At 70.2% G+C, this 22,660-nt stretch carries 22 protein-coding genes; 12 read left to right on the forward strand and 10 right to left on the reverse strand.

Features of this window, described 5'->3' with window-relative positions:
* The first annotated feature begins 161 nt into the window (after nt 1-161).
* Nucleotides 162-992: an alpha/beta fold hydrolase gene (locus tag ACWIHT_RS32635; RefSeq protein WP_456171888.1), complete on the forward strand. Its 831-nt coding sequence runs from the start codon at nt 162-164 to the stop codon at nt 990-992.
* 92 nt (nt 993-1,084) lie between these two features.
* Here the strand turns inward: ACWIHT_RS32635 and ACWIHT_RS32640 are convergent, their stop codons facing one another.
* The 6 genes from ACWIHT_RS32640 to ACWIHT_RS32665 form a co-directional block, all read right to left on the reverse strand.
* Nucleotides 1,085-1,531 (reverse strand): hypothetical protein, encoded by a 447-nt coding sequence (locus tag ACWIHT_RS32640; protein ID WP_456171889.1) that lies wholly within the window; start codon nt 1,529-1,531, stop codon nt 1,085-1,087.
* 155 nt (nt 1,532-1,686) lie between these two features.
* Nucleotides 1,687-2,724 carry an ArsR/SmtB family transcription factor gene (locus ACWIHT_RS32645; RefSeq protein ID WP_456171890.1) on the reverse strand — a complete coding sequence of 346 codons (1,038 nt, stop codon included), beginning with the start codon at nt 2,722-2,724 and terminating at the stop codon, nt 1,687-1,689.
* A gap of 153 nt (nt 2,725-2,877) precedes the next feature.
* Nucleotides 2,878-5,379 carry a right-handed parallel beta-helix repeat-containing protein gene (locus tag ACWIHT_RS32650; protein ID WP_456171891.1) on the reverse strand — a complete coding sequence of 834 codons (2,502 nt, stop codon included), beginning with the start codon at nt 5,377-5,379 and terminating at the stop codon, nt 2,878-2,880.
* Between the two features lie 211 nt (nt 5,380-5,590).
* Nucleotides 5,591-6,736 (reverse strand): galactonate dehydratase, encoded by a 1,146-nt coding sequence (gene dgoD / locus ACWIHT_RS32655; protein ID WP_200715731.1) that lies wholly within the window; start codon nt 6,734-6,736, stop codon nt 5,591-5,593.
* A gap of 75 nt (nt 6,737-6,811) precedes the next feature.
* Nucleotides 6,812-7,612: an SDR family NAD(P)-dependent oxidoreductase gene (locus tag ACWIHT_RS32660; RefSeq protein WP_456171892.1), complete on the reverse strand. Its 801-nt coding sequence runs from the start codon at nt 7,610-7,612 to the stop codon at nt 6,812-6,814.
* A 192-nt stretch (nt 7,613-7,804) separates the two neighbouring features.
* Nucleotides 7,805-8,839 carry a LacI family DNA-binding transcriptional regulator gene (locus ACWIHT_RS32665; protein ID WP_456171893.1) on the reverse strand — a complete coding sequence of 345 codons (1,035 nt, stop codon included), beginning with the start codon at nt 8,837-8,839 and terminating at the stop codon, nt 7,805-7,807.
* Nucleotides 8,840-9,149: 310 nt separating this feature from the next.
* Between ACWIHT_RS32665 and ACWIHT_RS32670 the strand changes: the two genes are divergently transcribed.
* The 8 genes from ACWIHT_RS32670 to ACWIHT_RS32705 all read left to right on the forward strand — a co-directional run bounded on the left by ACWIHT_RS32670 (nt 9,150) and on the right by ACWIHT_RS32705 (nt 16,329).
* Nucleotides 9,150-10,418 carry an ABC transporter substrate-binding protein gene (locus tag ACWIHT_RS32670; RefSeq protein ID WP_456171894.1) on the forward strand — a complete coding sequence of 423 codons (1,269 nt, stop codon included), beginning with the start codon at nt 9,150-9,152 and terminating at the stop codon, nt 10,416-10,418.
* 157 nt (nt 10,419-10,575) lie between these two features.
* The gene (locus ACWIHT_RS32675) at nt 10,576-11,448 is read left to right on the forward strand and encodes a carbohydrate ABC transporter permease (RefSeq protein WP_456171895.1); all 873 of its coding nucleotides are present in this window, start codon (nt 10,576-10,578) and stop codon (nt 11,446-11,448) included.
* A 106-nt stretch (nt 11,449-11,554) separates the two neighbouring features.
* Nucleotides 11,555-12,472 (forward strand): carbohydrate ABC transporter permease, encoded by a 918-nt coding sequence (locus ACWIHT_RS32680; RefSeq protein WP_456171896.1) that lies wholly within the window; start codon nt 11,555-11,557, stop codon nt 12,470-12,472.
* Nucleotides 12,469-13,158, forward strand: a complete 690-nt coding sequence (locus ACWIHT_RS32685; RefSeq protein ID WP_456171897.1) for a bifunctional 4-hydroxy-2-oxoglutarate aldolase/2-dehydro-3-deoxy-phosphogluconate aldolase — start codon at nt 12,469-12,471, stop codon at nt 13,156-13,158. Before ACWIHT_RS32680 ends, ACWIHT_RS32685 begins: the two co-directional genes overlap by 4 nt.
* Nucleotides 13,155-14,129, forward strand: coding sequence for a sugar kinase (locus tag ACWIHT_RS32690; protein WP_456171898.1), 975 nt, complete (start codon nt 13,155-13,157; stop codon nt 14,127-14,129). Before ACWIHT_RS32685 ends, ACWIHT_RS32690 begins: the two co-directional genes overlap by 4 nt.
* Before the next feature lie 14 nt (nt 14,130-14,143).
* On the forward strand, nt 14,144-15,208 hold the full coding sequence (locus ACWIHT_RS32695; protein ID WP_456171899.1) for a lactonase family protein: 1,065 nt from the start codon (nt 14,144-14,146) through the stop codon (nt 15,206-15,208).
* A 63-nt stretch (nt 15,209-15,271) separates the two neighbouring features.
* Complete coding sequence (locus ACWIHT_RS32700) at nt 15,272-15,850, forward strand: hypothetical protein (protein ID WP_456171900.1); 579 nt, start codon at nt 15,272-15,274, stop codon at nt 15,848-15,850.
* Between the two features lie 50 nt (nt 15,851-15,900).
* The gene (locus tag ACWIHT_RS32705) at nt 15,901-16,329 is read left to right on the forward strand and encodes a DUF5959 family protein (RefSeq protein WP_456171901.1); all 429 of its coding nucleotides are present in this window, start codon (nt 15,901-15,903) and stop codon (nt 16,327-16,329) included.
* Between the two features lie 182 nt (nt 16,330-16,511).
* On the opposite strand, the gene ACWIHT_RS32710 is transcribed toward ACWIHT_RS32705, so the two are convergent.
* Together ACWIHT_RS32710 and ACWIHT_RS32715 are read right to left on the reverse strand one after the other, a co-directional pair.
* Nucleotides 16,512-16,955, reverse strand: coding sequence for a PIN domain-containing protein (locus ACWIHT_RS32710; protein ID WP_456171902.1), 444 nt, complete (start codon nt 16,953-16,955; stop codon nt 16,512-16,514).
* Nucleotides 16,952-17,212 carry a ribbon-helix-helix domain-containing protein gene (locus ACWIHT_RS32715; RefSeq protein WP_456171903.1) on the reverse strand — a complete coding sequence of 87 codons (261 nt, stop codon included), beginning with the start codon at nt 17,210-17,212 and terminating at the stop codon, nt 16,952-16,954. Before ACWIHT_RS32715 ends, ACWIHT_RS32710 begins: the two co-directional genes overlap by 4 nt.
* A 120-nt stretch (nt 17,213-17,332) precedes the next feature.
* Between ACWIHT_RS32715 and ACWIHT_RS32720 the strand changes: the two genes are divergently transcribed.
* Nucleotides 17,333-17,725 (forward strand): hypothetical protein, encoded by a 393-nt coding sequence (locus ACWIHT_RS32720; protein WP_456171904.1) that lies wholly within the window; start codon nt 17,333-17,335, stop codon nt 17,723-17,725.
* Between the two features lie 38 nt (nt 17,726-17,763).
* Here ACWIHT_RS32720 and ACWIHT_RS32725 read toward each other — a convergent pair whose 3' ends face one another.
* The gene (locus ACWIHT_RS32725) at nt 17,764-18,372 is read right to left on the reverse strand and encodes a TetR/AcrR family transcriptional regulator (RefSeq protein ID WP_456171905.1); all 609 of its coding nucleotides are present in this window, start codon (nt 18,370-18,372) and stop codon (nt 17,764-17,766) included.
* A 68-nt stretch (nt 18,373-18,440) separates the two neighbouring features.
* Between ACWIHT_RS32725 and ACWIHT_RS32730 the strand changes: the two genes are divergently transcribed.
* Complete coding sequence (locus ACWIHT_RS32730) at nt 18,441-19,160, forward strand: alpha/beta fold hydrolase (RefSeq protein ID WP_456171906.1); 720 nt, start codon at nt 18,441-18,443, stop codon at nt 19,158-19,160.
* A gap of 170 nt (nt 19,161-19,330) precedes the next feature.
* Complete coding sequence (locus tag ACWIHT_RS32735; RefSeq protein WP_456171907.1) at nt 19,331-20,668, forward strand: lipase family protein; 1,338 nt, start codon at nt 19,331-19,333, stop codon at nt 20,666-20,668.
* 4 nt (nt 20,669-20,672) lie between these two features.
* Here ACWIHT_RS32735 and ACWIHT_RS32740 read toward each other — a convergent pair whose 3' ends face one another.
* Nucleotides 20,673-22,619 carry a serine/threonine-protein kinase gene (locus tag ACWIHT_RS32740; protein ID WP_456171909.1) on the reverse strand — a complete coding sequence of 649 codons (1,947 nt, stop codon included), beginning with the start codon at nt 22,617-22,619 and terminating at the stop codon, nt 20,673-20,675.
* Between the last annotated feature and the right edge of the window lie 41 nt (nt 22,620-22,660).

Consider the following 22,660-nt stretch of genomic DNA (forward strand, 5'->3'; position numbering starts at 1 on the left):
GCAGCGCGGCAGGCTACCCGGGCACACTCAACTCTCGTCGTGAGAGTGGACTTGCATAAAGAGAGTCCACCCCCTATCTTCATGAGAGCCAGCTCTCAGCAAGCAGCAAGCCCGAGCGGGCACAGCACAGCCCGAGCGAGCCAAGCGAAAAGGACCCCACCATGCCCACCTCCGCCACCTCCCCCGCCCCCACCCGCACCATCGCCCTCCCCAGCGGACTCACCGTCACCGTCCAGGAGTTCGGCGAGAACACCGAGGGCACCGGCGTCCTGGTACTGCACGGCGGCGCCGGCCCCCGCACGGTCGCCGGCATCTCGAACGCCCTCTCCGAACACGTCTACGTCGTCACCCCGACCCACCCCGGCTTCGACGGCACCCCCCGCCCGGAACGCTTCGACACCGTCGCCGACCTGGCCATCGCCTACCTGGACCTGCTCGACACGCTGGACCTCAAGGGCGTCATGGTGATCGGCAACTCCGTCGGCGGCTGGATCGCCGCGGAGATGGCCCTGCGCGACAACCAGGGCCGCATCGGCGCCCTGACCCTCCTCAACGCGGTCGGCATCCACGCCCACATGGTCGAGAACCGCGTCGTCGACCCCCGCGCCATGGCCCCGGCCGACATCAGCCAACTCTCCTTCGCCAAGCCTGAGTTCCGACCCGACTTCGCCTCCTTCACCGACGAGCAGCGCGCGGCCGCCGGCGCCAACCAGAAGACCCTGGCCGTGTACGGCGGCGAACACTTCACCTACGACCCGAAGCTCCGCGCCCGCCTGCACCGGGTGACCGTCCCGGTCCTGGTCGTCTGGGGCGAGGAGGACGGCATAGCCCCCCTCAAGTACGGCCGCGGTTACGCGGATTCCTTCCCCAACAGCCGCTTCGTACCGATCGCGGACGCGGCCCACTTCCCGCAGATCGAGCAGTTGGGCGCCACCCTCGGAGCGATCGGCGACTTCGTGGACACGGTGGTCAAGCCGGGGTCGACGGACTGAGAGCGGCCCGGGGAACACGGGGAACACGGACGAACGCCCCGCGCGGAGCGGGGCGTTCGCCGGGCGGGGCGCCGACGGTCGGTCGTGCCCGGTCAGCAGACGGGCAGCGGGTCCGTCTCGCTGTAGATGGCGGTGTCCTTCATCCAGCCCCAGGCCCCGTTGTCGGCCTGGGTCCACTCCCACCGGTAGGGGTGCGGGCCGCCGACGTAGCCGCCGTTGTCGGAACGGCAGACGAACCAGGACGGGTTGGAGTACATGTACCCGACGACGGTCGTGGTGCCGCTCGCGTAGACGGGGGCGCCGGAGACGTTGTTGCACCACCAGTGGGAGCCGCTGTACCAGCAGCCGGACGCGAGAGCGGAGGCGGTGGAGGCGGTGGAGGTGAGCCCACTGGTCGTGGGAGGAGTGCCGGTGGGGGCGACGGCCCGGCCGCCCGCCACGGAGGCCGGCGCGGCGGACGCGGCGCCGGCACCGGTCAGGGCGAGCGCGGCGACGGCGGTACAGGCTGCGACTGCGCCTGTGATCTTGCGGATCAGCATGAGTTTCCCCGATTCATGTGCGGTCGTTGGTCACGGACCTGGTCAGGGTCTGAGGGCCGCGGGGCGGGTGCTGGCTCCCCCGCGACCGTCCCAGCCCTTCGCCGCTCCAGGTTGGGACAGCCGACACCACCGGCGCCACACGTTGAAGCCCTGCCTTAAACGGAGTCCGTCCAGTGGTCGTGGGCCGGTGCGCGGAACGCGCCGTTCAGGAGAGCGAGCCCCGCAGGAGTGGTCGTATGCAGCATGTACTTGCCGCGGCGCATGCTCAGCAGCAGTCCGACCCGGCGCAGGACGGCGGTGTGCTGGCTCACGGCCGAACCGGAGATGCCGAACCGTTCCGCGAGTTCACCGGTGGTGCGGCCGGTCACGACGTCCTCCAGGATGGCGGCGCGGGTACGGCCCATCAGGTTGCCCAGGCTCGCACCGGCGGAGGCGGCGTCGGGTCCCTGGGCCCAGCCCAGGACGTGCTGGATCGGGTGGACGAGGACCGGCGTCCGGCCGGGCGAGGGCGCGGCGAGCATGACCGGTCTGCGGACGCAGTAGAAGGACGGTTGCAACAACAACCCCCGGTCTTCCAGGCGCAGTTCGCGGTCGACCGGGTAGTCGACCTCCAGCACGGGCGGCCGCCATCGCATGACCGGCTCGAAACTCGCCAGCAGTCCCTCGGCACCGCCCGTGAGCACCGCCCTGGCACGCAGCGCGCCGTCGGCTGCGACCTGTGCGCAGATGTGCGGCCAGAACTCGTCGAGCGCCCGCCGGTAGTAGCCGTGCAGGGCGGTGCCCAGGTCGTGCAGCGCTTCGGGCTCCCCGCCCGCCAGGGCCCGCAGACCGGTCGTCGACGGCGGCGGACTCGGTCTCACGGGCGAGGCGACGAGCCTGGTCAAGTCGCCCCGCAGGGTGGCCTTCGGGGTACGGAGCACGGTGTCGACGGCGCTCTCCAGATCCGGGTAACCGCCCAGGTCCGGGGTGAGGAAGTCGGGGGTGTAGCCGCGGGACGGCAGCAGCGCGGCGAGCAGCGCGGCACCGTCCCGGATCAGCCGCGGCCGGACCCGCCTGCGCCACTGACCGAACACCAGCAGGCTGTCCCTGTCGATCAGCATCTGGAAACTGTTGGAGATCTCCCACAGAGGATCGGGGGTGGCCGCGACACGCAGCCGCGCGATGTCCCCGGCAGTGAAGTGCACCCGCAACATAGCGGTCTCCGGACGAGGTAGTCACCGTGTGAACATGCCACCGACAATGACCAGCCCCGGACCGCTCGGACAAGGCGTCATTCGGCCGCGTGTCGAGGGGGGAGTGACATCCCCCGGGTCCGTGACCCGGGGGATGCGCGTCGCTCAGCCCTACTACGGCAGCTTCACCACCGAGTAGTCATCGCAATACCCCGCCGCCGAACCGGAGTTCTTGTAGCAGTACACCGACGCCGCCGTGTTGGAGACGCCCGTCGTGAAGAAGATCGGTTCCTGGGCGTACGTCGTCGTCGACGCCCGCAGGTACGTCTCCGTGCCGCCGAAGCTCTTCACTCCTACGGCCACTTCCTCACCGGCGGTGCCCACCTTCGCCCAGGCCGCCAGCAGGTAACTGCCGCCGGACGTAAGGCCGGTGACCGTCTGGATCGCGCCGCTCGCGCTCACCCCGGTCTGCAACGAGTACGTTCCCGTACGGGCGTTGGACGCCGCCACGCTCGACGCCGTGCCCGTGCTCTGGGTCCACGGGGTCAGCGCGCCCGTCTCGAAGCTCGGGTTCGTGACCGTGTTGGTGGAGGACGTCAGCGGTTCCACCGCGAGGTCGTCGCAGTAACCCGCCCCCGTTCCACCGGCGTTCTTCCAGCAGTACACCGTGGCCGTCGTCGTCGACGCACCCGTGGTGAAGAGGATCGCCGCCTGCGAGTACGACGTCGACGCGACGTTCGTGTACGTCTCCGTGCCGCCGAAGTTCTTGACGCCTATCGCCAGCGTCTCGCCCGCCGTCGCCACCTTGCCCCAGCCCGTCAGCAAGTACGTCGTCGACGGGGTCAGGCCCGTGAGGGACTGGTTCGCGCCGCTGCCGCTCGCCGCCGTCGTCAACGCGTCAGCTCCCGTACGGGAGTTGGCCGCCGTCACCGAGGACGCCGTACCGCTCGCCTGCGTCCACGGGGACAGACTGCCCGTCTCGAAGCCCGCGTTGGAGAGGAGGTTGCCGCCGGTGCCGTTGTACGCGCCGATGTTGGGAGCCGCGGTGGCCGACACCGCGTTGCCGTAGGCGTCGAAGCCGCCGTTGGACGCGATGACCGCGCCTGCCCTGATCACCGGGGACGACGGGTGGACCTGGTACGCGTTCTTGCCCGTGTACGACGAGGACGTGTTCGCGTTGCCCGCGTTGCGGAACTCCGGGTCCGACGTCACCTTGGCCGCGTCCGCGGGCTCGCGGGACGGGTGATTGCCGTAGAAGAGGTTGTTGGAGTAGGTCGAAGTGCCGGTGGTGGTGAAGTAGTTGCCGGAGCCGTAGTTGAAGACGGCGTTGTTCTGGAAGGAGAGGGCTCCGCTGATCGAGGTGCCCGAGCGGGAGTAGAGGATCGGGGTGCTCAGGCCGTCACGCACCGAGAACGTGTTGTTGTAGAAGAGGGGGACGGCGGAGGAACTGCCGCTCTGGTTGGGGACTCCGCCCACGAAGTGCAGGACTCCGCCGCCGTGTGTTTGGGTGCCTGACGTGGGGCAGCCGGAGTTGCTGCCGTCGTTCTCGCTGATGTTGTAGCGGACCACCGTGCCGTCGCTGGGGACGGTCGACGTGGGCTCGTTGGCGATGGTGAAGGGGGGCATCACCAGGAGGAAGCCGCCGAGGTTCTGGTGGCTGTAGTTGTACTGGAACGTGGTGTTGTGGTTGCCCCAGTCCACGTCGAAGCCGGTGCCGTCGGCGCCGTTGACGTGGCAGTAGACCTCGTTGTTCTGGACGACGGTGTTGGAGCTGCCGGACATCCAGATGCCCGCCGAGGCGCCGTTGCAGTACTGACCGGAGGGCGGGCAGGTCGACTTGGCGCCGCCGTAGCCCGCCTTGTTGCCGTCGATCAGGGCGCCGTCGTTCTTGACGACGAGGATGTCGTCCGCGCCGTCGTACGTCATCGTGTTGTTGCGGATGACCGTGCCTGTGGTGAGGCCGGTGCCCTGGCCGTCCGCGTCCGGGGTCACCGCCACCGCTATGCGGTCCACGTGGTCGAAGGTGTTGTTCTCCACGACCACGTCGTTCCACGTGGAGACGGGGGTGGTGTGGTCGGTCTGGACGCCCACGCCCGCGTTCGTCGCGTACCAACCGCCGCCGTAGCCCGCGATGTTGTGGATGTACATGTCGTGGACGCGGATGTGGTTCAGGACTCCGCCGGAGCTGTTCTCGGCCAGGACGCCCGAACGGTACGCGGGCGACGAGGCGTTGTCGATCAGCTCCAGGCCGCCGATGTCCCAGTACTGCTGGTTGAGGAGGTGGATGACCGCGCCGGTCGCGCCCGCCGCGTCGATGATCGGCTTCGCGCCCGAACCGTACGACGCCATCGAGATGTTGCTGCCGGAGGCGCCCGAACCGCCGGGGGCGAGCTGGCCCGTGCAGGTCGTGCCCGCCTTGAAGAGGATGCTGTCCCCGGCCGCGAAGGTCGTGCTGTTGACGCTGCCGACCGCGTTCCAGGGGCTGGCGCTGGTGCCGGTGCCGTTGCTGGAGGCCGAGCAGTCGACGTAGTAACTCGTGCCCGCCGCCGCCGCGTTGGTGGCCGTGACGGGGACGAGCAGGGCGCCCGCCAGCGCGGCGAGCAGGGCGAGGATTCCCGGCTTTCGGCGGGTGGCGGAAACTGGTCTGTCGGGAGAACCGAATCTGCGACGCTTCATTGCGCGCTCCTTGGATGGGTGGATGTGTCCCTTGCCGCTGCGTGCGGCGAGATTCCCCTCTTCACCAGGCGCGATGACCGGTTGCCGCCGGTGCGCCTGGAGCGTGTGGTGCTGTCCCGACGCCGGATTGGACGGCGTCGGGGCAGCACGGAGCCAACAGCCCTGCCGGTTACGGAACTTGGGCCTTGAGCCTTGGGCCTTCGGGCTTGGGCTACCAGGACGCCAGTGAGCCGTCCGCGTTGCGCCAGACCGGGTTGCGCCAGCGGTGGCCGCGTTCGGCGGCGGCGCGGACCTTGTCCTCGTCGACCGTGATGCCGAGACCGGGGGCCGTCAGGCGGTGGATGTAGCCGTCCTGGACCTCGAACGGGGACGCGTCCGCGAGGTAGCCGAGCAGGCCGCTGCTGTCGCCGTAGCCGATGCCCAGGGACTGTTCCTGGATGAGGAAGTTCGGTACGGCGAAGTCGAGTTGGAGGCTCGCGGCGAGGGCGATGGGGCCCAGTGGGCAGTGCGGGGCGACCAGTACGTCGTAGGCCTCGGCCATCGCCGCGATACGGCGGGTCTCCGAGATGCCGCCCGCGTGGCTGATGTCGGGCTGGGCCACCGCGATGCCCGCGCCGAGCACCTCCCTGAAGTCCCAGCGGGAGAAGAGGCGTTCACCGGTCGCGATGGGGATGGACGTGGCGCGGACGACGTCGCCGAGGTCGCGGGTGAACTCCGGGAGGACCGGTTCCTCCACGAACATCGGCAACAGCGGTTCCAGGTACGGCAGTACGCGACGGGACATGGCTCCGCTGAAGCGGCCGTGGAAGTCGAGTGCCACGTCACGGTCCGGGCCGATGGCTTCGCGTACGGCGGCCACCCGGGCCACGATCGCGTCGATCGCCGCGGGGGTGGCGAGCGGTTCGAGCTGCGCGCAGGGGTTCATCTTCACGGCCGTCAGGCCCTTGGCGACCTGGCCCGCCGCCGACTCGGCGAGTTCCTCGGGGGTCTCGCCGTAGAGCCAGCCGTAGATGCGGACGCGGTCGCGGACGTGGCCGCCGAGGAGTTGGTGCACGGGGACGCCGTGGGTCTTGCCCGCGATGTCCCACAGGGCCTGGTCGATGCCGGCGAGTGCGCTGCTGAGGACCGGGCCGCCGCGGTAGAAGCCGCCCTTGGCGAGCATCTGCCAGTGTTCCTCGATACGGGCGGGGTCCTGGCCGGTCAGGTAGTCGAACATCTCCTCGACCGCCTTGGCCGTGGTGTGGGCCTTGCCCTCCACGATGGGCTCGCCCCAGCCGGATATGCCCTCGTCGGTGTCGACGCGCAGGAAGAGCCAGCGCGGTTCGACGAGGAACAGCTCGTATCCGGTGATTTTCATGCTGCGGACCTCCGGGTCCTACGGGTATGACGACTACGGGTACGGGGAGCGGTTTTTACGGGGAACGGAGAGGTCCTACTCCTGCGAGCTGATGCTGCGCCCGCCGTCCACGACCAGGTTCTGGCCGGTGATGAACGACGCGTCGTCGGAGCCGAGGAAGGCGACGGCGGCGGCGATGTCCTCGGGTTCGCCGATCCGGCCCACCGGGGTGCGGGCGGCCGTCTGGGCCCGGTACTCGTCCGGCGCGTCGGTCCACAGTCCGGTGTCCACCGCACCCGGCACGACCGCGTTGAACCTGATCCGGCCCGCGTACTCGACCGCCAACTGCCGTACCAGCGCGCTGACTCCGCCCTTGGCCGCCGCGTACGCGGGGAAGCCGCTGAAGCCGAGGACCGCGTGCACGGAGCCCGTGACGACCACCGCGCCACGGGCCGCCGAGAGCAGCGGGACGGCGGCCCGGACGCCGTAGAAGACGGAGTCGAGGGCGAGGCGGAGGTGGTCGTGCCAGGAGTCGTCGTCGAGTTCGTGGATCGCGCCGGGGAGGTTGCGGCCGGCGTTGAGGTGCAGCAGGTCGAGGCGGCCCGTCCACTCCTCGACCGCGCCGATCGCCGTCGGCCATGCCGTAGGGGACGTGACGTCCAGCCCGAGGTGGCGTGCCTCCCCGCCCTTGGCGCGGATCTCCTCGGCCACTCGCCCGGCCCCGGCCGCGTCCACGTCGGTGACCAGTACGGACGCGCCTTCCTCGGCGAGGCGTCGCGCGGTGGCGGCGCCGATGCCGGACGCGGCGGCGGTGAGGAGGGCCGTGCGGCCGGTGAAACGAGAGGCGTGACGGTCGGGGTGGTGCTCGGGGTGATGCTCGGGGGTGGTGCGGCTCATGGTGTTCCTCTCGGCGTGACCGGCCCGTCCGGTCATCCGTCAATCGGTACTGTCCTGCGGTCCTCGGTACTCGTCCTGCGGTCCTCGGTACGGTCTGCGATCTGCGGTACTCGTCCTGCGCCCCTCCGTCCGACCGGCGGCTCGGTCGTCCGAGGGGACGGGAACCCGTAAGGGAACGGGAACCCCTACTGGTCAGCCCGTAGTACTCGGCCCCGCCGTGGACCCCCGCAGCACCAACCGCGGCTCGGTCGGCACCACCACGTCCCCCGGCGACTCCCCCCGGATCTCCGCGACCAGCGCGTCCACCGCCGCCGTCCCCAGCTCGTGCAGGGGCATCGCGACCGTGGTGAGGGGTGGGGTGAGGTAGCCGGCGACGGGGAGGTCGTCGTTGCCGACCAGGGAGATGTCCTCGGGTATGCGCAGGCCGCGTTCGTGGATGGCCCGCATCGCCCCGATGGCCTGGGCCAGCGAGCTGGTGTACAGCGCGGTGACCGGGGGCCGGTCCTCGACGGGGGTGAGGAGTTCACAGGCGGCCGCCGCGCCGCCCTCCTCGGTGAAGTCGCCGGAGGCGACCGGTGCCGCGAGCAGTCCCAGTGCGGCGGAGTGCCGGAGGAACGCGTCCCTGCGGTCCTCACTGGGGGTGATCCCGGAGGGGCCGGCGATGTGGCCGATCACCCGGTGACCGAGTCCGTGGAGATGGTCGAGGGCGGTGACGCTCGAACGCGCCACGTCCATCGTGACGTTGCGGCCCGAGCCCTTGACGGCGCGGTTGAGGAAGACGTGCGGAACCGGGTTGCGGCTCAGGGTCTCCAGTAGGGGGTGGTGGGGGCGGGCGGAGGCGATCAGGAGGCCGTCGACGCGGCCCTCCTTGACCAGGTCGTTGAAGGTGTCGTCGGCCTCCTGGCCGTCGAAGTCCTCGGCGAGCAGGGAGAGATAGCCCAGTTCACGGGCGCGCTGGTAGGCGCCGCGCGAAATCGTCACGTACGTCGGGTTGTTGAGGGCCGGTACCAGGAGGGCCAGGGCGTGGGTGCTGGCCCCGGCCAGGGCGCGGGCACCGGAGTGCGGGCGGTAGCCCAGGGCGGCGGCGACCTCGTGGATGCGCTGTCGGGTCTCGGGCCGGACGGACAGGTCCTGCCGTCCGTTGAGCACCTTGGACACCGTCGCCTTGGAGACTCCCGCCTCCTGTGCGACGTCCACCAGCCTTGCCCGTACGGGCTGTTCAGCCACGCGAATCCTCCCTGACTGCCGACCGAATCATCCTTGACCGCCGGATTCGCCTGGGGTGTGGCGTTCGGCATGCGGTGTTGCGTTTGACCTCTTGACACCTTCTGGCGCCGCAACCTAGCGTTCGCCGAAGTCGTTGGTCAACCGGTTTCCCTAGATGGATTTCAGTGATATATCCATTCAGGACCGGCATATCAGACGGTCCTCGCACAGCCGATGGGACTCGGTACTCGTCGAGGATTCCTGACTCTCTGTAGTAAACCCCTGCAAGCACGATGAAATCGGCATGTGCCGATGATGGGTGAGGTGTGCAATGAAGCGCTCCGGGAGACTGCTCGCGGTCGCCACCACGGTCGCCGCCCTGGCGACGTCGCTCGCCGCCTGTGGCGGCGGCTCCGACTCGACCTCGGCGGACGGGACGGTCACGCTCCACGTGGAGGCGTGGAAGGGCGGCGGCGCGGAGCCGGCGAACATCGCCGAGATCAACAAGGCGTTCGAGGCGGCGCATCCGAAGATCAAGATCGACTTCAAGTACACCACCGCGGACCCGACCTACACGCAGAAGCTCCAGCCGGAACTGCTGGGCGGCAAGGCCGGGGACGTCATCATGATCGACGCCGACAAGATGAAGAAGTGGGGCGCCTCCGGCTACCTCGCGGACCTGTCGAACGAGTCGTGGGTCAGCTCCATATCCTCGGCCGCGAAGCCGTTCACGCAGAGCGACGGCAAGACGCTGGCCATGCCGATGGAGCTGATCGGCATCGGCCTCTACGCCAACATGGACCTGCTGAAGAAGGCCGGGATCACCGAGGTCCCCGCCGACTGGCCGACGTTCCTCGCCGACCTCGCCAAGCTGAAGAAGGCCGGGGTCACGCCCATCTCCCTGCCGGACAAGGCGGGTTGGACCGGCAGCTCGATCTTCCAGGCGAGCGGTTCCACGACCGTCTACCAGAAGAACAAGCAGTGGGACGCGGACTTCCTGGCCGGGAAGACCTCCTTCGCCTCGGACTGGAAGGAGCCGCTCGACCAGCTCAAGACCCTTGGTGACAAGGGCTTCGTGAACTGGAAGAACGAACTCGGCGTCGACGAGTGGTCGCAGGGGCCGCAGGACTTCAGCGCGGGCAAGAGCGCCTTCTGGTACCAGGGTGCCTGGCAGGTCTCCAACATCAAGAAGGCCGGTTTCCCGGTGTCGTTCGCCCCCTGGCCGGGCGGCGCGGCCGGTACCAAGCCGAACGCGATGCTGTTCTCCGGCACGGCCTGGGGCGTCAACTCCCAGTCGCAGCACGCGGATGCGGCGAAGGAGTACGTCAAGTTCTGGTCGCAGAGCGCGAATCTGGCGAAGTACCTGGACGCCGAGCACGCCGAGTCCCCGTTCACGGGTGGCACCACGCCCGACTCGACGGAGACGACCATCTTCAACACCGCCTTCACGGAGGGCCGTTACCGGGTGCTGCCGTCCAACACCTGGTACGGCTCCCAGTCGGAGACCGACACCGGCTCCAAGATCCAGTCATTCCTGCTGGGCCAGTCCGACGAGGCGAAGACGCTGAAGGACATCCAGACGGCGGCATCCGCCAAATAGCCGTATCGGTGGGGTAGTTGGGCCGTCCGGCCAGTCGAACACCGGCCGGGTGATCGAGCCGGCCGGCCCACCCATCCCCATCACTCGCCCCCGCCCAAGCCGCTCCCGTCCCACCCACTCCCCCAAGGGGCCTGACGGCCAAGGAGGTTGATCCCCCGTGTTCCACCGACGGCGTGCCACCATGGCCGCCTTCCTGCTGCCCGCGATCGCCGTGTACGCGCTCTTCATCCTGTATCCGCTGTTCAAGGGCGTCTACTTGAGCCTGACCGACAGCGTCGGCGGCCCGATCTCCCACTTCGTCGGCACGGACCAGTACAAGGCGATGGCGGACGACCCGCAGATATCCGCGGCCCTGTGGCACACGGTCCTCTACGCCGTCGTGGTCGTCGTCGTGCAGAACGGCCTCGGGCTGCTCTTCGCGTCGATGCTGTTCCGCCGCGAGCGGGTCCGAAAGGCCCTGAGCGTCGTCCTGTTGACCCCGACGCTGATCTCACCGCTGATGGCCGCGTTCATCTGGTCGTACCTCTTCGCGCCGAACGGCGGCCTCAACGCCCTACTCGACGGGGTCGGTCTCGGCGGCCTCAAGCACGTCTGGCTCGGCGACCCGTCCACCGCGCTGTACTCGGTCGCGACCGTCAACATCTGGATGTTCACCGGCTACTCGTGCGCGATCTTCCTCGCCAGCTATATGAGCATGCCGACCGAACTCCTCGAAGCCGCCGCCCTGGACGGCGCGTCCGGCTGGCGCCGCTTCCGCAGCATCGAGTGGCCGCTGCTGGCGCCCGCGCTCACCGTCAACGTGACGCTCAGCCTGATCGGTTCGCTCAAGGTCTTCGAGTTCCCGCTCGTCCTGACCAACGGCGGCCCGGCCGGCGCCACCGACACCCTGACCCTGCTCGTGTACCGGAACATCTTCGGCGGCGGGAAGTTCGCCTACGGCGTCGCCATCGCCGTACTGCTCCTGGTGACCGTGGTCGTCCTGTCCAGCGCGACCAACTCCCTGCTCAGACTGCGCGAACGGCGCGTGTGACGACGTACGGACGCCCTCAAGTGCGCACGCACCCCCGACAGTTCACCGTCGACACCGCTGGAACGGTCGGCACCGCTGGAATCGTTGGAATCGGACGGATCACTCCATGACCTCACCCCCCTCAACCGCGGTCCCCGCGGCGGAAGTCGGCCGCCCCGCCGGGAAGCCCGACGCGCCCCGGCCCCGCGCCGCCGCCCCGTGGACCCCGCGCAGACTCGCCACCGGCCTCGGCACCACCGCACTCACCCTCGGCACGGTCCTCTTCGTCCTGCCGTTCGTCTTCACGATCGTCACCTCGCTGCGCACGGCGGCGGACGTGGCGCGCTCCCCGCTGGGCATCCCGCACTCCTTCACCCTGAAGAACTTCACGAACGCCTTCAGCCAGATCCACTACGGCACCAGCACCCTCAACACCCTTCTGATCACCGGGCTTTCGTGCGTTCTCATCACCGTGCTCGGCGCGCTCGCGGGCTACCCGCTGGCCCGCATCACGGCGGGCTGGTCGACGGCGGTGTACCGGCTGTTCATCCTCGGCACGTCGATCCCCGTGTTCGTCGTGGTCGCCCCGCTGTACCTGCTGATGCGCGACCTGAACCTGCTGGACACCTACGCGGGCGTCGTCCTCATCTACACCGCGATCAACCTGCCGCTCGCCGTGTTCTTCTACACCAGCTTCATCCGGCAGATCCCGGCCGACCTGGAGGAGGCGGCGGCCCTCGACGGCTGCGGCGCGCTGCGCACCTTCTTCGTCGTCATCCTGCCTCTCCTCCGCCCGGTCACCAGCACCTTGTTGACGTTCATCGCGCTCCAGATCTGGAACGACCTGCTGGTCCCCCTCGTCTTCCTCCAGGACCCGGGCAAGCGCACGGTCATGGTGAACGCGTACTCCTTCATCGACCCGCACACCGTCCAGCCGACCACCCTGTTCCCGGCCGCGCTGCTGGGTGTGCTGCCCCTCCTGGTCATCTTCATCTTCTTCCAGCGCCAGATGGTCGCCGGCATGTCGGCGGGAGCGGTCAAATGACGGACCATCAGTTTCCGGAACGGCCCCTGCTCACACCTCAGTTGGTCAGTACCCGGGTGATGGCCATCCTCAGGTCGGCCGACGCCTCCGCGCTGCCCGCCGCGGCCCGTGCCCTCGCGGCCGGCGGGATCACCTGCCTGGAGGTCACCCTCACCACCGCCGGTGCGCTCGACGCGATCGCCCGGATCAAGGACGAACTCGGCGCCGGGGTCTCGGTCGGCGCCGGTACGGTCCTCACCACGGCCGACACCCGCGACGCGCTCGCGGCGGGCGCCGAGTTCCTGGTCTCCCCGAACGTCGAACCGGACGTCATCCACGACGCGGCCGACCAGGACGTCCCCTTCTACCCGGGAGCGTGGACGGCGACCGAGGTCACCACCGCCTGGCGAGCGGGCGCGGCGGCCGTGAAACTCTTCCCCGCCTGCACCGGAGGCCCCACCCATCTGCGCCAACTCCGCGCCCCGCTACCGCACATACCGCTCATGGCTGTCGGCGGCGTCGACCTCGAAGCGGCCGGGCAGTACATGGCGGCGGGCGCACTCGCCGTCGGCGTCGGCTCCCCGCTGCTGCGCGACGCCGACCGGGACCCCACCCCCGAGGCGCTGAACGCCCTCACGGCCCGGGCCCGCGCACTGCTGGAGACGGTCAGGCCCGGCACCGGGCCCGAGGAGAAGAACCATCTATGAACACCCGTAAGCCTGTTGTCGAGAACGACGAGCCCTACCTCGTCACCGTGGGCGAGACCCTGGGCGTCCTGTCCGCCGCCGGTCCCGGCCCGCTCACCCTGGGCACCACCCTGCGCCTCGGCATCGCCGGCGCCGAGTCCAACGTGGCGATCGGCGTAAGTCGCCTGGGCGGCAGGGCCACTTGGATCGGCCGCGTGAGCGAGGACGAGCTGGGCGAGCTGGTGCTGCGCGAACTCCGGGCGGAAGGGGTGACCGCTGTGGCCGTACGCGACGCGGCCCCGACTTCCCTGCTCCTCAAGGAGAGACGCACCAGCACGCACCACCGGATGCGCTACTACCGCACCGCGACGGCGGGCGTCCGTCTGACCCCCGAGGACATCCCGGAGGACGTCGTGGCGGGGGCGGCGGTCCTCCACATCACCGGCATCACACCGGCGTTGGGGGAGGGACCGGCGCGTGCGGTCCGCCGGGCGGTCGACATCGCCCGCGAGGCAGGGGTGTCGGTGTCCCTCGACATCAACTTCCGTTCCCTGCTGTGGAACGAGGACGAGGCGCGGGAGGCGGTCCTCCCCCTCCTCCACGACAGCGACCTGGTGTTCGCGGGCCCGCACGAGGCGCGGCTCGCGGTGCCGGACCGCCACGAACCCGAGGAACTGGCCAAGGGCATCTGCGAGTTGGGCCCCTCCGGTGCCGTGATCAAGCTGGGCGCGGAGGGAGCCTTCGCGCTCCTCGACGGCCGCCCGCACCGCCAACTCGCGCTGCCCGCCCGGGTCTACGACTCGGTCGGCGCCGGGGACGCTTTCGTGGCGGGCTACTTGGCCGAGCTGCTGGCCGGCGCACCGGCGGCGGTCCGGCTCGACACGGCCGCCCGGGTCGGCGCGTTCGCGGTCGGCACGGAGGGCGACTGGGAGGGCCTGCCGCGCCGGGGCGAACTCCCGCTGCTGGACCACCACGACGACGTACTCCGCTGAGGACTGAACTCACGATGACAAATACCGGTATCGCAGGGCACGTTGACGTCCTGACGGGTTCGTACACACCGGACACGGGTGGTGAGGGCGTCGGCCTGACGGCGCTGCGGCTGACCCCGCAGGACGGTGGTCTGAGCGTGGTGGACGCGGTGGCGGCGAGCGGCGCGTCCTTCCTGGCCGCGCACCCGACCTTCCCCGTCGTCTACACGACACACGAGTCGACGCCGGGCGCGGTGAGCGCGTTCGCGCTGCGGGAGGGCGGGGCGCCGACTCCACTGGGGGCACCCGTGACCAGCGGAGGCGCGAACCCGTGCCACCTGACGGGCCACCCGGGCGGCGACTTCCTCCTCACCGCCAACTACGGCACGGACACGCTGCCCGGCACGGTGGCCGTACACCGCCTGGACGCGGACGGCCGACTGTCCGACCTCACGGACGTGGTCGAGCACAAGGGTTCGGGCCCGGTGGCCGGCCGCCAGGAGGGCACCCACGCCCACCAGGTCCTCGTCGACCCGGCGGGCCGCTACGTCCTGGCCACGGACCTGGGCGCGGACACGGTGTTCACATATCAACTGGATCTCGTCACCGGCCAGTTGAAGCCGGTGGCGGCCTCGCAACTCCGCCCGGGCTCGGGCCCCCGCCACCTCGCGTTCACCCATGGCGGCGACCTGGTCCTCAGCACCGACGAACTCTCCTCCACGGTGACCTGCCACCGCTACGACGCCGAGACCGGCACCCTGCACGAACTGTCCCGGGTGCCGGCCACGGCCGTAGCGGACATCCCCAACCAGCCCGGCGGCATTGTCACTTCGCCCTGTGGCCGCTACGTCTGGGTCACCAACCGGGGCGCGGACACGGTGGCGGCGTTCCGGCTGGCGGGCACGACCCTCGAACCCCTCGGCGAGGTGCCCAGCGGGGGGAGCTGGCCCCGAGGTCTGACCTCGGCGCCCGGGCGACTGCTGGTGGCGAATCAACACAGCGGGACGGTCGCGGTGTTGCCGGTGCGGGAGGACGGGACGCTGAGAGAGGCAGAGGTTGTGGTGGGGGTGGGTTCGGTGGTGTGCGGGCTGGTGGTGTGAGCGGCGGAGGCGCCGTTGAAAACAGCTGGCTCAAGTCCCGTACCGTGTCCGAGAATTCCCGGTGTGACGGACACGGGACCCATCGAGGAAGAGACGCCGGACGGGCTGCTGGGCTGGTGTCTGGTGGCCAACGTGAAGCGGGAGACCACGCGCGGCGAGGACGGTCTCGACATCCAGTACGGCACGAAGCACTTCCCGGTGGGCGCCCTGCTGTGGATCCCGCCCACGATCTGGGACCCCGGCCCGGGCCGCTGGCGCGCGGTCGGTCGGCACAGGGGCAACGGCCGCCGGTACGTCAACATGGTCGTGCACGCTGACGACTTGGAGAACTTCCGGGTCAAGGGCGTCTACAGCGAAGGGCTCGTCCGCAGCCTGAACGGCCGCAGCCACGACCCGGCCGCCCCGCGGACCCTGCGGGACCCGTGGACCCGCGAGCGGGCCCAGAGCTGGGCGGACATCCGGAACGACCACCGGGAGAGGATCGTCATCGACGGCCGGCGCCACCCGCGGATCTCCGTCCCCAACCCGCCACCGGCGGAACTCGCGGTCGGCGGCGAGATCCTGCACCTCGCCCAGTACGGCATCTGGGGACCCCACTACAGTCGCATGCCCCCTCCCGTGGAATGGGTTCCCGAGACCTGAGACGTGGCGTTACGCGGCATCTCTGACCACCGGCCGACGAAAGGGCGACCATGGGCGACAGCCCGCCGAGGGAACTCATCTCCCTCGCCGACGACGAGGGGAACAGCGTCGCGGTCAACGTGCTGAGACACGACGTCAGTTGGACACCCGGGCTCGACGCCGAGATCGTCGTCAGGACGCCCTTCGTGTCCGGCCGTACCGACCTGGTCCTGTACGCGGCGAAGCTGGAGTCCTGGGCCGCCGCGCTGGACCGGCTCGACGCCGGCGAGGACGTGGCGTGGATGAGGACGAACAACGGGCCGACGATCTGGATCCACCTCACCGGCGACCGTGACTGCCCGGAGGTGGCCGTGGAGGACGAGTCCGGGTCCATGGTCACCGTGCGGGTCCCGATCGTCCCGCCCGACGACTGGATCGCCGACCATCGCCGACGGCTGCGCGAGGTCATGGACCACTGGGTTCCGATGCTGTCGGAGTAGGTCGACCACCCGCTCGCCTCGGGGTCGTCGTTGTACAGCGGCTCGGTGAAGCCCGTGTCCGCGAGGTGGGGCAGCTTGCCCGCGTCGATCTGGGTCTGGACGTATTCCGTGGTGGCGTCACGACGGGCGGTGTCGACGGCGAGGATGAGCGCGCGCCGGACGGCGCGGCCGGGAGCCCCGCGTCACAGCGGCAGGTCGTCCGGCAGTACGCGGAACGCCTTCTGGCTGCCCAGCGGACGGACCGCACGGAAGTCGCGGCGGTCGAGGGTGAGGATCGCGTCGGTGTCGTAGTCGGCGGCCAGTGCCACGTTCACCGCGTCGGCGAGGTCGAGGTCCAAGGCGCGGTAGCGGAGACGGACCGAGTGCGCGGCGGCCAGATGGTCCTCCGTGATCTCCGGAACGACGACCCGGCCGCGCCGCATCCACCGACGGATGTCGTCGACCGCGCCGAGGGCTGCCTCGCGACCGAGTTCACGCGTGGCGACATGGTCGAGTTCCGCGAGCAGAAGGGGGGACATGACCAGCAGGCCCGCGGCCATGATGGCCTCGTTGGCCGCTCCGTGTTCCGGGTGCGTCGAGTCGAGGGCCGCCAGCAGGCCGGAGGTGTCCGCGATGACGATGATCACGCGGCGCTTCCGGCGTCCGTCTCGCGGCGGACCGCGTCCGCGACCGTGTCACGGACCTCCGCCTTGGGCAGCGTACGGCCCGGCCCTTCGAAGGTGCGCGAGAACAACGGCTCGTCCCAGACCCGGTTCGCCATGGCCGCAAGATGGATGCCCTGGCGGATGATCTCAGCCTCGCTCACCCCGCGCCGCGCGGCGGCCTCCTTGATGATCGCCAGATCCTCTGGATCGGCATAGACGTTGGTGCGCTTCATGGACATGTACCAATAGTAGGTCATGTACCAGATTGATGTACAGGGCCCGAACGTGGTCATCGGGCTCCGTCCATGGGTTCGGGAGATGCGGGAACCGGCCGACGGGGCATGCGCGAGAATGCGCGCATGGCTGACACGGGGGAGTTCTGGGACGGTCTCGCGGATCGCGCGGCGGCCTTCGACCGGGAGGCGGCCGTCGACGCCGCCGCCAGGGCCGAGGAGGAGCGGCTTCGGGTGGTGGAGCAGTTCCCGCTGAAGATCTGGGCCGACCTGTCTCTGGAGCGGTACGCCCTGGGGCCGACGGCCTACAAGAATCCGTCGTACTCGTTCTGCCGCCTGATGGAATACGGCACCAACAGCATCGGCAGCATCCGCGGCGGCAGCGCGGCGAAACACATCGTGTACCAGCACCGGTCGGGCGAGTGGCGGATCGTGCCCGCCGCGCTGCGCGGACTCCGCGTACACGAGGCGTGGGAGAAGGTGCGTGCCGAGTTCGCCACCTCCACCGCCCCGATGTGACCGGCTTCCGCCACCGCACCATCAGGACCACGAGTTGGTCACGTACGGTCGGCCACCCCCGGCAGCACCTCCGCACAAGCCACCGCACAAGGCCAGACCGCCGCCCCGACCTCCTCTGCCGTCCCCGCGCAGTCCCGTCGCAGCCAGTCCATGACCGTGCCCAGGATCGCGCCCGCGAGGAACGCGGAGACCGGGTCCGTGGTGTCGGGCTCCGTGGGCAGGCCCCGGCTGGTGCGGGCCGCGAGGGTGATGCGGTGGAGGAGGTGGTTGATCATGCGGGCGCTGCCCTCGTCGCAGAGGAGGGCGCGGTAGAGGGGGGCGTGGGCGGCGACATGGGTGAAGAGAGCGGGCAGGGGGTTGGGCAACGGGCCGCCGTCCGGGGCGAGTTGGCTGTGCGGGATCGGCTCCGTGGCCACCAACTCGTCGTACGTCGCGGTGCACGCGGCCACCGCCAGGTCGTGGACGTCGGCGTAGTGCTCGTAGAACGTCGAGCGGTTGACGCCGGCGCGTTTGGTGAGGTCGGCGACGGATATCTGGCGCAGGTCCCGTTCGGTGACCAGTTCGCGCAGGGCGGCTTCGAGGGCGGCGCGGGAGCGCAGGACCCGGGGGTCGGGGAGGCCGTGGCGTTCAGGGGGTTGCGCTGGCATGCGGCAACAGTATTCTCTCCAACACCTGGTGGTTATCCGACAGTTGTCGGGTAGGGCGGGAGGCCCGCATGGCTACGTACGTTCTCGTGCACGGCGGCAGTCACGGTGGATGGTGCTATCAGCGCGTCGCGCGGATCCTGCGCGCGGCCGGTCATGAGGTGTACGCCCCGACACTGACCGGGCTCGGCGAGCGGGCGCATCTGCTCGGGCCCGGCGTCGATCTCGACACTCACATCACCGACGTCACCCAACTCCTGCGCTACGAGGGGCTGTTCGACGCCATTCTCGTCGGGCACAGCTACGGCGGGATGGTCATCACCGGTGCCGCCGACCGCGCCCTCGACCGGGTCGGTCATCTCGTCTATCTGGACGCGGCCAACCCGGCGAACGGGCAGTCCCTCGCCGATGTGGCACCGGAGTTGATGGCCGCCTCGCGGGCGACGGGGAGGGTCGTCGACGGGGTGGAGCTGGTGAACTTCCCGGGTGAAGGGCCCATGCCCCACTACGGGTTGACCGATCCGGACGACATCGCCTGGCTGGCGCCGAAGATCACGCCCCACCCGTGGAAGTGCTTCGAGCAGCCGTTGCGGCTCCGCGACGAGGCGGCGGTGCGCGCGCTGCCGCAGTCGCAGATCGTCTGCACGTCCACCCTGCCCTTCCGCGATCCCGCGGACCTCGAACCGGCGCGTGCGGCCGGGCGGTTGTGGGACATCGACACCGGCCACGACCTGATGGTCAGCGAACCGGAAGCCGTCGCCGACCGACTCGAACTGATCGCCGCGACTTGACAGTCAGTCACATTACCGAAACGTAACCTACCGACAGGTATCACGAGTAACTTACCCGCAGGTAAGTTCCAGGCGAACCACTTTCCGGCGGCACCGGCGCACACACGTGGGACGCGTGTGTGCGCCACCGCGCCGCCGCTTCCTGACGGCCGCTCCACAGGAGGTTCGCCATGCCCGCACGCCAACGGCGCCTGCTCGGCGCCGCGTTCACCGTCGTCGCCTGCCTCGGGGCCCAGGCCCTCGTCATCGCGACGGCCAGCGCCGCCACCGCCTCGGACGAGGTCGTGTCCAGAGGGGTCACGATCCCCGCGTTCTACAACCCGCCCGCCACCCTGCCCGCCGCGAACGGCGCCCTCGTCCGCAGCGAGCCCCTCCCCCTCGCCCTGAGCCTGCCCGGCCTCGACGGCCCGCTCCCGGGCACCGCGACCCGGCTGATGTACAAGTCCACGGACTCGAACGGCCAGCCCGTCGCCGTCACCGGCGCCTACATCGAACCGTCCGCCGACTGGTCCGGCAGCGGCCCGCGCCCCCTCGTCGCGGTCGCCCCCGGCACCGTCGGACAGGGCGACCAGTGCTCCGCGTCCATGGGCCTGGAACACCCCCTCGTCTTCAACAGCCAGACGGTTTCGGTCGGTTACGAGGATCTCTCCATCTACCGCCTGCTCGCCGAGGGCGTCGCCGTCGTCGTCACCGACTACGTGGGACTCGGCGCCACGGACCGGCTGCACACCTACGTCAACCGGATCGACGAGGCGCACGCGGTGCTGGACGCCGTACGCGCCGCCCGTTCGCTCGCCGGAACCTCGGTCACCGCCGCCTCACCGGTCGGGCTCTACGGCTACAGCCAGGGCGGCGGAGCCACCGCGGCAGCGGCCGAACTCCAGTCCTCCTACGCCCCCGACGTCACCCTCTCCGGAACCTACGCCGGAGCCCCGCCCGCCGACCTGACCTCGGTCACCAAGGCCATCGACGGCAGCGAACTCGCCGGTGCGCTGGGCTGGTCGCTCAACGGGTTCCTCCAGTCCGACCCGGAGCTGAAGCCCCTCGCCGAGGCACACCTCAACGACGCCGGAAAGGCCGCGCTCACCGACCTGTCGACCATGTGCGTGGGCGACGCGCTGCTCGGCTACGCCTATACGAAGAGCACCAGTTGGACCACGGACGGCCAGTCCCTCAGCGGCATCATCGCGGCAACTCCCGCGTTCCAGGCCTTCGTCGACCAACAGCGCATCGGCACGCTGAAGCCGTCGGGGCCCGTCCGCCTCGCGACCGGCGTCAGCGACAACCTCGTCCCGCACGCCCAGGCCCGCCAACTCGCCGTCGGCTGGTGCGCGAAGGGCGCCGACGTCACGTACAAGGCCGTCGTCCTGCCGAGTGTCGGCAGCGCGCTCCTCAACCACTTCGCACCCCTGCTCACCGACCAGGGCGACGCGATCTCCTGGCTCACCGACCGCCTGTCCGGCAGGCCGGCCACCTCCAACTGCTGGACCATGCCCGTACAGCTCTGAGACCTCAGCCCGCCGGCAGCCGCTTCGCGATGTTCCGTACGACCTCGCCCGCCAACTCGGCCGCCGTGTCGCACAGTTGCCTGCCCGGCCCAGGTGCGTACACGGTGAGCTGGAACAGCTCGGTGGTGTCCTCGCCGACCGAGTCCGTGTAGGTGCGGTGCGGGGTCCGTACGGTGCAGCTGTCGTCCTCGGCCTCGTCGGCGACGTAGTAGCTCCTGGTGCCGGCGACGTTCACGAGATGTCCGTCGTCGGCGTCCAGCGAGTTGTCCCGGCTGAACTGGATCTCCACCTCCCGCTTGCCGTCGTCGCTGGACCAGTCGCAGTCCCAGGCACCGAACCCCCGGTCCTGGTTGGTGACTTGGACCCCGGGTACCCGCTTGAGGTCGGCGGCGTCGAGGAGCGTGCAGGCGTCCAGCCGGGCCAGCGACCCGGCCGCCGGTGCCGCCGCACGGCGGGGCACCGGGCCCTCGGCCAGTACGCCGACCACGTGATCGGTGGCCGCGTCGGCCAGTTGACACGGGTCCAGCGACGAGGCGCTCAACCGCTGCCCGACGACCCGGATCTGGGTGCCGTCCGTGGGCAGCACGGCACGCTCGCAGCTCTCCCCGTCCCGCTTGAGCGCCACCACCGTGAGGCCGCCGACCAGCCGGGTCGACCGGACGCCCTCGAAGTCGTCCCGGTCCGCGTCGAGGTTGACCTGGACGTCCGCGGTGTCGTCACCGCCGGCGTTGCGCACCAGGACGTCGCACCGGTCGATCTCCCCGTAGTCGGGGTCGAGGGCGGTCGCCCCGAAGCGGCTGAGCGAGGCGGCGTCGAGCAGACCGCAGGGGTCCGCCGTCCGTTCGTCGCCGAGCGTGCCCGCCCGCACGGCGGTGGCCGAGGCCTTCGCGTCAGCGGCGCCAACACCCTTGCCGTCCCCGCCCGTTGCACCCCACGGGCCGAGGAGGACGAGTCCAGCCGCGACCGCGCCCGTCGCCGTCAGCGCCACCGCGGTGATCGCCAGCGGGCGGCGGCGGACCCGGCGCGGCAGCGGAAGGGTGAGGACGTCCCGGGTACGGCGGGAGAGCCGGCCGAGCCGGAGCGTCGAGGCCGCGAGGGACAAGGTACGGCGGTCGTCCAGCCGCTCCTGGACATGCGCGGGCGGCGGGGCGGCCCGCGTCAGCAGCTTGCGGGCCCGTGCCGCGTCGGGCCGGTCCCGGGGCTCCACCGCCAGCAACTCCGCGAGCGGCTCGGCCAGTTGACCGGCCCGGCGCGTGGGCTCGATGTGCCCTTCGACAGCCCGCGCCAAGTACGTCATCAGATGCTCGGCCTCGCCGTACGGCGACTGCCCCTCGACCGCCGCGAACAGCGAGGCGCCGAGGGAGAACACGTCCGCCTTCTCACCTGCCGCCTCGCCCTTGGCCAACTCCGGTGCCAGATAACGCGGTTTGCCGCGCACGGTGCCGGTCGTGCCCTGCGTGGCGTCGCTGCCCAGCGCCCGCGAGATGCCGAAGTCCGTCAGCCTGGCCACGCCCTCGTCGGTGACGAGGATGTTCTCCGGGGTCACATCGCCGTGCACCACGCCCGCGTCATGGGACTTCACCAGCGCGTCCGCGATCTGGCAGCCGATCGACCCGACCTCCTCGGGCTCCAACGGGCCACGGTCGGCCATGAGTTGGGCGAGGCTGCGGGAGGGGACGTACTCCATGACGATCCAGCAGGCGGTGCCCTCGTCGACGTAGTCGAAGACGGCGACGATGTTCGGGTGGTGCAGCCGCCCGGCGTTGCGGGCCTCGCCCATCAGCCGCCGGGTGGCCCGATCGTCGTCCAGGCGCGCGCACTTGACCGCGACCCACCGCTGCAACCGCTCGTCCCACGCCCGCCATACGACACCCATCCCGCCCGTGCCGATGGGCTCGCGCAGGAGATACCGGCCGTCGATCCTGTCCCCGGCCGCTGGCACCACCGACACCGCCCCACCCCTCACGCACAGTCCTGACGGGTAACGGAGTG

Source organism: Streptomyces sp. NPDC002276 (assembly GCF_053891435.1).